Annotated in this window: 10 protein-coding genes and 1 pseudogene; 9 read left to right on the top strand and 2 right to left on the bottom strand. The window is 30.4% G+C overall.

Going from position 1 to position 9,512, the window contains the following annotated elements; translation table 11 throughout:
* The 3 genes from HMPREF2603_RS02540 to HMPREF2603_RS02530 all read left to right on the top strand — a co-directional run.
* The coding region (locus HMPREF2603_RS02540; protein ID WP_060804071.1) for a type II toxin-antitoxin system PemK/MazF family toxin at positions 1-275 on the top strand (275 nt) is incomplete at its 5' end.
* Positions 276-892: 617 nt separating this feature from the next.
* On the top strand, positions 893-1,162 hold the full coding sequence (locus tag HMPREF2603_RS02535) for a hypothetical protein (protein WP_142351633.1): 270 nt from the start codon (positions 893-895) through the stop codon (positions 1,160-1,162).
* Positions 1,163-1,406: 244 nt separating this feature from the next.
* Entirely contained in the window at positions 1,407-1,625 is a 219-nt protein-coding gene (locus tag HMPREF2603_RS02530) for a hypothetical protein (RefSeq protein ID WP_060804073.1), read from the top strand.
* 247 nt (positions 1,626-1,872) lie between these two features.
* On the opposite strand, the gene isaB is transcribed toward HMPREF2603_RS02530, so the two are convergent.
* On the bottom strand, positions 1,873-2,358 hold the full coding sequence (isaB, locus tag HMPREF2603_RS02525) for an immunodominant staphylococcal antigen IsaB family protein (RefSeq protein ID WP_060804074.1): 486 nt from the start codon (positions 2,356-2,358) through the stop codon (positions 1,873-1,875).
* 662 nt (positions 2,359-3,020) lie between these two features.
* Positions 3,021-3,470: pseudogene (locus HMPREF2603_RS02520) on the bottom strand (protein rep); the annotation flags it as partial.
* Between the two features lie 974 nt (positions 3,471-4,444).
* On the opposite strand from HMPREF2603_RS02520, the gene HMPREF2603_RS13570 reads away from it, so the two are divergent.
* From HMPREF2603_RS13570 to HMPREF2603_RS02495, 6 genes are all read left to right on the top strand, one after another.
* Entirely contained in the window at positions 4,445-4,612 is a 168-nt protein-coding gene (locus tag HMPREF2603_RS13570) for a transposase (protein WP_398574957.1), read from the top strand.
* Positions 4,613-4,929: 317 nt separating this feature from the next.
* Positions 4,930-5,736, top strand: coding sequence for a ParA family protein (locus HMPREF2603_RS02515; protein ID WP_060804016.1), 807 nt, complete (start codon positions 4,930-4,932; stop codon positions 5,734-5,736).
* 85 nt (positions 5,737-5,821) lie between these two features.
* Entirely contained in the window at positions 5,822-6,064 is a 243-nt protein-coding gene (locus tag HMPREF2603_RS02510) for a ribbon-helix-helix domain-containing protein (RefSeq protein ID WP_060804017.1), read from the top strand.
* Between the two features lie 483 nt (positions 6,065-6,547).
* The gene (locus HMPREF2603_RS02505) at positions 6,548-6,964 is read left to right on the top strand and encodes a hypothetical protein (RefSeq protein WP_060804018.1); all 417 of its coding nucleotides are present in this window, start codon (positions 6,548-6,550) and stop codon (positions 6,962-6,964) included.
* A 12-nt stretch (positions 6,965-6,976) separates the two neighbouring features.
* Positions 6,977-7,405, top strand: a complete 429-nt coding sequence (locus HMPREF2603_RS02500; protein WP_060804019.1) for a RusA family crossover junction endodeoxyribonuclease — start codon at positions 6,977-6,979, stop codon at positions 7,403-7,405.
* The gene (locus HMPREF2603_RS02495; protein WP_060804020.1) at positions 7,405-8,406 is read left to right on the top strand and encodes a hypothetical protein; all 1,002 of its coding nucleotides are present in this window, start codon (positions 7,405-7,407) and stop codon (positions 8,404-8,406) included. Before HMPREF2603_RS02500 ends, HMPREF2603_RS02495 begins: the two co-directional genes overlap by 1 nt.
* Positions 8,407-9,512 lie beyond the last annotated feature (1,106 nt).

Here is a 9,512-nt window from a genome sequence, read left to right as displayed (position 1 = left end):
AGCAAAAATATGGACCATATGTAATCATAAGTAACAACTTTGTCAATCAAGGATCGCCTTTTGTTTGGACTTTACCTATAACTAATAGAACTAAGAGGTTTCCTTCAGATATAGTTGTTAAAACAAAACGTAATAGCATAACAGGTATCATTGATTCACTACAAATAAAATCTTTAGATATTAAAGCGAGAAATAATAAAGTAGTAGATGAATTAGATGAGAGTATCCAGTCTGATGTAATCAATACTATCATTGCACATTCTAAAATGATTTAAAGTCAATCTTTTGAATAAAATCGATAGAAACAAATATAGTATAAATAGATAGAAGCGGATAGTATCTTTTCTATCTATTTATAAGGATTGAAAGTAGGATGAATTTGTGCTCCTTACAGTTAATGTAGCGGGTGTGAATCTAAGTTGATTTGTATACTCGCAAGTCAAGATGAATCTTCATCGTTAATACATAATAAGATAATGATATTTAATTTGGAAGTGGGTCTTAGCTATGTATAAAGTACTTATGGTAGTTTCTGTAATATTGTTTTTTTTAGCTGTGATTATATAAGAGTATTGATAGCAACCCTGATTTTTTGGGAATATAACCAGAGTAAAGAAAATAAGCAGAAAGAAGGCACTGAATATTTTGAAGGTCAACTCTTTACAGTAATGAAAAGTAAACAGCTAAACGCGTGATAAAAATTATGATTAACAATAATATTAAATAGTCCGAAAGTAAATAAAGTAAATTATAAAGTTAAAAGGTAATTGTAGTGTATATGACAACTTTAATACGTTAGGTAGTCTTGAGAACTGGCAGAATGATACAAAACAATGAGTGGGTGTTAAAAATGAACAGGAACTTAGAGGTCAAGGTTACTTTTACGAAGTCAATGAATGAGGGGAATGACGTAGGTTATTTGAGTTGGGTTACAGGAGCAGAAATCCCCAAAAGATTTGTTATAGGTTATAGTGCAGAACAACCTGAAACAAGACGCTTTACTGCACATGTCAACCAACAAGTATTGAATCTGGGAGACTATATAGATGAAGAGGATATGAATCGTTTAGAAGATACATACTTTGATTTTAGAACATCTGATAAAAAGGTTGTCAGTCTTACGGTACAGTTTGCGTCTTGTCTAAGATTTATTACAGATTGAAATGCACAAGAATAATGTGATTGTATGCTAAAGAAGCAACTTTTTGTGCTTGAAACCAGTTGTGTCAACGGTTTGATAGGTATAAGCTCTCATTATAATAGTTACCTATAGTATCAAAAAAAGAAGTAACTTGTTTATAAACTAAATTTACTATATTTATTAAAACCCGAAATTAAAAAAGCGATATTTACACAATTTCAGAAGAAGAAAAAACATTACAACATTTCTAAAAAGGAGTATCAAAATGTGTAATTTTAGTGAAAAAGAAATAGAAAAATATATAAAATACTTTGATGAAAACATGATAGACATAAACGAAGTAAAAGGATTTTGCCATATATGTGGCAAACCTCTAAAAGATTCGGAACTTCCAAAAGGAGCAGAAAAAAGAGTAGTTTGTTTAGAAGATTTAGACGTATTCATTGAGATATTCACAGAGTTAGAAGAGGAAAATGCACTATAACTTAAGTTAATTTTATTCCAATTACTTTATTGACAACGAGTCTCTGTCCCCTTAACAACCCCTAAACTTGTCGAATCGTTGGCCGACATTCGTCTCCAAGTTTAGGGGTTGTTAAGGGGCTCCTCATTGATTAATAAATTTTTTCGGCATAAATGCGTTTCCTATTATTTATTTTTATTCACTTTAAATAAAAAAACGTGAAGTAAGCGAACTTACAACTTACCTCACGTTTTATACCTAAAATATCTTATTCGCTCGTAATTTGACATATATTCACATAGCCATTGTGAATATAAAATCTGACATCTTTATTACCAATTTTGTACATATATACTTCACCCCATGCTGAAGTAGGAGAGTAATAATTTGGTTGACCATAATTTTGAAATAAAGTATTTTTATTAATAGATTTTCCATCGAGAGAGAAGAAAACACCATTAGCTTTATTCTCAGATACACCAGTAAGTGTTTGATCGTATAAATTTATTCGATTGTGAACAGATGAATTCTTTGATATTTGATAGCCGTTGATAGTAAAATTATCGTATTTCAATGACTCTTTGAAATTTTTGTCTAATATAAATCCACTTTGATACGCAGTATAACCATCATAATTATAATAAGGTTCAATAGACTCTTGCGCCTGTGCTTCCGTTGCATTAAATAGTTCGGGCGTTACAGAGAAACCCAAAACAATACCACTAGCTAGAACAATTTTAGAAAATTTCTTCATAAAAAACCCTTCTAATTATTTATAATTCATCTATAATTATTACATAAATATTATAAAAATTTCATCCGAAGTTATTGCTTTATTAACTTCAAAATTTAAAACACCAACTATTTTTTTCATGACTATCATAGTTAAACTCTGTTTAATTATGGTTTCTTTTTATGTAGTGCCTATAGACAAATTGGACACCCAAAAAGCTTTCATACTGAAAGTAAATTGCTTGTAATAATGAAATGATCTTAATTTCAATTTTAAATTGGATTTCAAAGCATTAAATCCAATTTATAGTATATTAATTACCTAGAAATTTCTGTCAGCTCTTAAAATGCAAATGAGAGCCAAATAAATATATTTTGATTTTACATCACAAATTTTAATCAAAGCCAATGACGATTTTTAATTCTTTCAAGGATAAATTTCTATAAAAAAACACCGAAATCTTGATTTTGTCCAAAATAAAAATTAAGAGCATAAGGGGAATTTGCCACCTTTTAAAAAGGTGGGTCTGGCGAAGCCAGACATTTCAAGGATTACAACGTTTTACATTAGGTGCCTAAAATTTGTTTTGTACCCAAAATGTCCCCAAATATTTTTTAGCACTTTTCAATAAAAAAACGCTAGCTTTTTCGCTAACATCTTAGAAAAAATATCAAAATTTATACTCAAATTTCTTCGTCAATTTCATCAATCATTTGATAATTAATTTTACTTTTTTCTTCTTCGGTTAAATCAAAAATTTCACTTGCTAAGTATTCTTTTTGGTTCCAGTGATAAAAAATTTGATAAATATATTCTGTCGGATCTACTTCTTTAAGATAATCTAAATCCCCATTTTTTAATTTCTTTCTTGCCTCTTTAAACTGTCCAGAATAAACAAGAATCTGTTTCCCTTTGAGTGATTTATAAAATGTATCGAACACTTTTTGATTAATTAAGTAGTCGCTATCCTTACCAAAATACTTCGCCATTTCGTATAATTCTTTGTTGTTGTTCTGTTTAATTTTTTGGACATGTACTTGTGTAATTTCATCAATTCCTGTTACATCTTGCCATAAATTCAGCCATTCTTTTTGACTAATATGATACCGTTTATCTGTTTCGAAGTTGATTTTGGCAACAGAACTTAAAATATAATTTAATTCCAAAATTGAACCTCATGTTGCTAAAAATCAATCTACCAAGGATGAACAGAAATCGCTTCCATTAAAATAAAGAATACTTTAGATTAATAATATATATTTCAAGCGAAAGCAAATCTGGATTAAAATAGAAAGTGTATTAGTTTGAATGGTTTTATTATTAGAACAGTTAATCTATTAGTGAAAGAATAACAAAATAGTTATGTTTATCTAAATTGAGTTAATGATATAACAACTGTTGGATACTTTGCCCCATGAGTTGAAGAAAGTAAAAGGGAGGAGGAGTAAACATTAAAAAAGAAACAATTTCATATCTTAAATTTATTAGCGTTTTTTTGATAGTATCAGGTATTTCAATCTTAATCATTCAATATATACTTCAAGCATTGTATGGAATGATAGTTTTAAACTCAGTCGATCATATTCTTGTCACATTAGGTTTGCTAACTATTACTACTTCATATCTCTTAGAAAAGAAAAGAGACAACTTCATTCTTTCTCTTGTTATTTTTGCTATACTATTATCATTTAAATTCGTCATTTAAAAAGAACGATAAGGGGCTAGAACATAAATCCAATCTCAAAAAAACCCAAGGAGAATCTTTAATGATTTTCCTTGGGTTTTTATATAAAATACTCATACTATTTCAAAAAATAAAGTCCTCACGTATATTAAAGAATAACCAAAAACCCAATCATTGAAGGAACTTTATGTATAAAATATATAACATGTCTCAACTATCATCACCATTAACGACTGACTTTACCTCCCTTAAAGATGATACAGCATTAATTGTTAATGAAATTGTAGAACAGTTACTCGAATAATTGATAAAGCTGCTTTTGAAAAATATAGAAATCAATAGCGTTGCTCCTAAACTTCAAACAGCTGTTAAGACACTAAGAAAGCACAATAGTATGATAAGAAATACTTTTGAATAAGTAAATTGACCAACGGTCCACTTGAGGGAATAAATACTAAAATAAAGCTGATACAGAGAATATCTTTTGGTTATAGAAATTTTGGTAATTTACGCAGTCGTATCATTTTATGTACAAATGTAATTACAATAGAATATACAAAAAGAAATATCATTATAAACATTGCCATGTAATCATCTTTTCCTATTTACAAATATAGTTAGTTGCTAGCTTTAAGCCTAATTGATGACGTTATTTTAATAATTGAGATATATCACGATATATAAGTGCGGTAAATTATGGTATATAGCTATCAGGATGTCTCCTCCCTATAACTATTGAAAGTTATAGGGAGCGTTTATTTTTGTGTGATACAAAAATAAACGTAAATAAGGATACACATAGACATACAAACACTAGTATATACACTTACATACACATAGACATACACACATATATAAATATGTTAATATTCAGGTGTATATGCTATAATAAGTGTGGAGGTGTTAAGATGGAAATCATCACATTCGCAGCCATTAAAGGCGGTGTCGGCAAAACTACATTATCTTACAATTTTGCTGAATACCTGGCTGATTCAGGCGCTAAGATTTTAATGATTGACCTCGATCATCAATGTAATTTATCTCAGATTTTAGGGGTCTATGATCAAAAAAATACAGTTTTATCCATATTTGAAAAAGTTGAGTCTTTGCACATTAATGAAAAAGTTAAAATTCATCACATCAGTGACAATATCGATCTCATTAGCGGTTTTTTACGATTGGATGAATATGAAAAACATATGAGCACGACAGATGGTAAAGATATGCAGTTATATATGTGGTTGGATGATTATTATGAAGCGTATCATCTTGATCAATATGATTATATTATTATTGATACGCATCCAGATTTCAGCACATCCACACGTAATGCCATTGTAGTCAGTCATAAAGTCATTTCTCCAAATAAGCCGAGCGGCTTTAGTGATGATTCGAATGCTAATATTGAATATCGTATTAATAAATTGAAAAAAGAGCTCATAGATTTTAAAACGAGAGAAAGTTATGTCACAGCCAAATTATTTTATGTTGGAAATATGGTTAAACATAATACAAAATCATCCATTGCTTTTAAAGAAGCAATTAAAAATAATTCAAACTACATCACATATTTTCCAGACAAAGAATTAATTACACGCAGTGTCTTAGAGAAAAAGCCGATTGTTGAGATGAAAAAAGATTCCAAATTATATGCGAAGGAAAAAATATTTTTTGATCAATTCAGTGAGAAATGTAAAGCAATCAAAGATTCATAGCTGATTTAATATGACATACCAATGATTTTATATACTTTGAAGAAAATAATAATATATCAATTAATAACTAAGGAGGGCCTGAGCTATGGCATTTAATAAAAAATATACACAAGATGATCAAAATATTGAGAAAGCATTAGAAGAAGCAGCATCACCGGATGTTTCATATAAAAAAATAGAAATTAAAAAAGGCAAAGTCAAAGAAAATAAAGCAAGATATCAATTTATGTTACAACCATCAGTCAGAAAAAAGCTAGATGAATTAGTCAAAGAAAATAATTATTCATCTTCATCAGAATTTTTGAATGAACTGATCAAGCAATTGTAATCAGGCATTGATGATGCCAAGGACATTACTGATAAAATCTATTCTTCAACAAGAATAGATTTTCATTTATCAAAAATCACAAGTATATACATGAATATATAGATAAGTTTAAGCTTATATATACTCATGTGTATAAACATACACATGAGTATAATTGATTATAGTTCTTAAAAAAGAACTATAAAAAACAAGACTTGTTATTTTAAAATAGTTCATATTAAAGAACTTATTGAAAAATAGATGACTTAAGTCTAATTTCTTTCTATATAAAGTACTTTAATACAACGGGTTTTTACTATCTAATCATATAATCATTAAAATTATTATAATACGTCTAAAAACTTTAAAACTATACCTAATGACCTTTATAGGGCGAATCTGGTTAAGTATTTGAATTGAATCAATACACCGAAGTGAAACGTATTAAATCCTTCATTTAAAATAGCTAATATAAAACATATTAATCAAAGAGGTGAAGTGGATATGGCAAATACAAGAACACAAAAGCCAATAACGATGGCTAAAACGAAAAGTGAAAATATTGCATCATGGTTTATTAATGAAGCGCATTGGAAGTTATTGAGTGAGCAGTTAGAACTAGGTAAGACAGCAGTTTTTAAATATAAGAAGCATGTAAAAGAGCTCAGTGAAAGTAAAAGTGCCTTTGATGCTTTAGCGGAAATCTTTACAGTTAAACAATTAAACACTGTCATTGCAATGTTTAACGACTATATAGAGCACCCAGAAAAATATGAAAAAACGAAGAAAAAAGCTGAAGTAGATCTCGAGCAGCAAGAAGAAATAGTACAAAAACACATTAATAGTATGAATACGGATTATTTAAAGTACAAAAATGAGTCGAAACGTACCAAAACTTCCGACAATAAAGGGCAATCTTAGGAGGTTAGATGTATGAGCAAAGTATGGCGGTATACCATCAACCTTGCACCGATGGCAACGCCAAGGCCGCGTCATCGCTTTTTAGGAGATGGCAGAAAGATTACGTATTATGATCAAGCGTATATAGACTATATAGATGCTGTACAGGCACAATTGGAAGCTGATCAGGCATTGAATGAAGATTTTTTCGATATTATACACACGCCTTTAGGTGTTAAAGCGGAAATTATGTTTTATGTTCAAGCGCCTAGGAGTCAAAAGAGACTTAAACAGATTACACGTACAACAGCACCTGATATAGATAATTTGCTTAAAGCAGCGCTCGACAGTATTTTCAAAGGCTTAGATGTCAAGGATAGTCGAGTAGTAATGGTAACGATGGCAAAATTTCAAGAGATGGATTATCCGAGAACAGAAATTGTCTTAAGGGGAATCGAATGATGGCAGTCACAAACCTAGATAAGTTTATAAAAATAGAAGAGATGATGTACCAAGCAGAAGGAGAGATGGCACGCTATTTGCAACAATTAGAAACACGTTATCATTATATGAATGTGCTAAGACAGGAATATAGTCATCTATCACATGGATTAATACAAATTGAGCAATTTTTACAGAGAGAAATCGAAGAATTTGAAGATGAAATACCTGATTTGGAAGCTGACGAGGATGTAAAGGTTGTTAAAGAGAGTGCGCTGAAGAAGATAGAGAATCATATAGAGACGTTAGAAGAAGATAATATTTATCATGAATATGATGAAGATATTAAGCAGTTGATAGAGGTTAGAGACAGCTTAGAATCAGAACTTGATATTGATGTCTTATATCAAGTATGGCTTGTTTTAAAGCAGAAAAATATAAGTATCGAAGAGATTGATGTTTTATTGGAACTAATTAAGAGCTATGAGGATTATACTTATGTTGATGTTATAGCTTACTTGATAGGACGTGTCTCGCGTATCAGAAGTGAATATGTATCGAGTTTCGTTAATTTCAGAGAAGCATGTACAGCTGGAGATGAAATAGCACAAGATATTGAGCAGATGATTGGTGAATTGGAAGATACGGGCTATTGCCGAGAAGCTCAGCTGCTATCAGAGATCAAACCAGATACTACAGAAGAGAGAGGGAAACGTCCGGACCCTGAACCGCTTCTGATGTTGCTCAGCCCTATTAAAAGTTCTGGTCTATCATACTATCAGAGTCATAACCGTAAATCAGATTCATATGCATTAAATATGGCTTTTGCTAAAGAGATTGCATACACTAGAAGAGCTTTATTGGAAGATCGAGAGTATATTGGTACAAAAAATGCCTTTAATAGATTAAATATGGCTTTTAAAGAGTTATCAGCGTATATGTATGCAAGGTTTCATCAATTAGGCGGAACCCCTAATAATTATCATGGGCATGAAGATAGAAAGAAAAGAAAGGCACCTTAATCAAGTTAAGGTGCCTTTAAGTCGTTGTAATAGTGTGACTTAAGAAAAAATAGAGGTAAAATTAAACCAGCATGACTCACTATTGAATTATTTATCAATCAATAGGCGAGTACATATTGGTTGTTTTTTCATATAAGCTAGCAGAGGTTGAGGCTAGCTTGTATGATTGCTTCTACAGAAGTTTCAATAACCTCTGTAGAAGCATTGAAAACAGAATAAGGTTATATCCCCAAAAAAGGATGGCCTGCCATTATTATAGTATGTAAAAATGATAAGGACAATTCTCAAAAATTCGATGTTTTAGAATTTAATAAAATGGGATTGTGTGCAAGAAATCTAAATCTACTTATTGATATAAGAAAAAGGGACATCTATAAAATTAAGATGTCCCAATACTACTGTCATGATTTAACATGACAAAGCTGGAGTATAGGTGTTATTAAAATGCATGTATCAAACTGCTTTCACAGTGATGATAGTTAGAATCACTGTTAGGCGAGAGTCAAAACGTAGGTCATGTCTCAAAAGGAATGACCTACTCTTATCCTAGCACGTAAAAGCACTGAGGACAATTTTAACAAGGAAACGTATGTTTACTTTAGTGATAGTTTAGCTAAAAAGGTAAATTATGAGGTTATGCAAGATGTTAGACACGTTATAACAGTCATCAAAATTTATGCATACGCAGTAGAATAAGTGATCAACACTTAGAAAACAATATTTTAGAGAGTAGATAACTCAGCGTAAGATGTTATCGAATAGTTTTATAGCGAGTCATAAAGAGGGACGTCATCTACAAAGGTGGCGTTCTTTTTTTGATTAGGGTATAAGTTCGCGAAAACGAACTGAAATATAAGTATATTTAAATGGATGATAAAATTTAAATATAACATTTTAAAAGAAACAAGTAAAACGAAAATGCCCAAAAGAATAGGTAATAACAAACTGAAGAATAGAGAATAAAGCTAAATAAGAACAAAGAATATTATAGAAAAATCATAACAGGCAGTATTTAAATAAGTTCGTAAAAAAGAACCAAAATAAACGCAAATAAATTTAGTTCGCAAAAACGAACCGAATAACATGCCCTATGGGCTAATAGCCCA

Source organism: Staphylococcus sp. HMSC055C03, assembly GCF_001809385.1.
Lineage (GTDB): Bacteria > Bacillota > Bacilli > Staphylococcales > Staphylococcaceae > Staphylococcus > Staphylococcus simulans.
The sequence above is the reverse complement of the archived record's forward strand: the minus strand, read 5'-3'. Positions and strand labels throughout refer to the sequence as shown.

Excerpts from the sequence above, each read along its gene's own strand:
- HMPREF2603_RS02535 (WP_142351633.1), top strand. The coding sequence starts at position 893 with ATGAATGAGGGGAATGACGTAGGTTATTTGAGTTGGGTTACAGGAGCA.
- HMPREF2603_RS02530 (WP_060804073.1), top strand. The coding sequence starts at position 1,407 with ATGTGTAATTTTAGTGAAAAAGAAATAGAAAAATATATAAAATACTTT.
- isaB (WP_060804074.1), bottom strand. The coding sequence starts at position 2,358 with ATGAAGAAATTTTCTAAAATTGTTCTAGCTAGTGGTATTGTTTTGGGT.
- HMPREF2603_RS02515 (WP_060804016.1), top strand. The coding sequence starts at position 4,930 with ATGGAAATCATCACATTCGCAGCCATTAAAGGCGGTGTCGGCAAAACT.
- HMPREF2603_RS02510 (WP_060804017.1), top strand. The coding sequence starts at position 5,822 with ATGGCATTTAATAAAAAATATACACAAGATGATCAAAATATTGAGAAA.
- HMPREF2603_RS02505 (WP_060804018.1), top strand. The coding sequence starts at position 6,548 with ATGGCAAATACAAGAACACAAAAGCCAATAACGATGGCTAAAACGAAA.
- HMPREF2603_RS02500 (WP_060804019.1), top strand. The coding sequence starts at position 6,977 with ATGAGCAAAGTATGGCGGTATACCATCAACCTTGCACCGATGGCAACG.
- HMPREF2603_RS02495 (WP_060804020.1), top strand. The coding sequence starts at position 7,405 with ATGGCAGTCACAAACCTAGATAAGTTTATAAAAATAGAAGAGATGATG.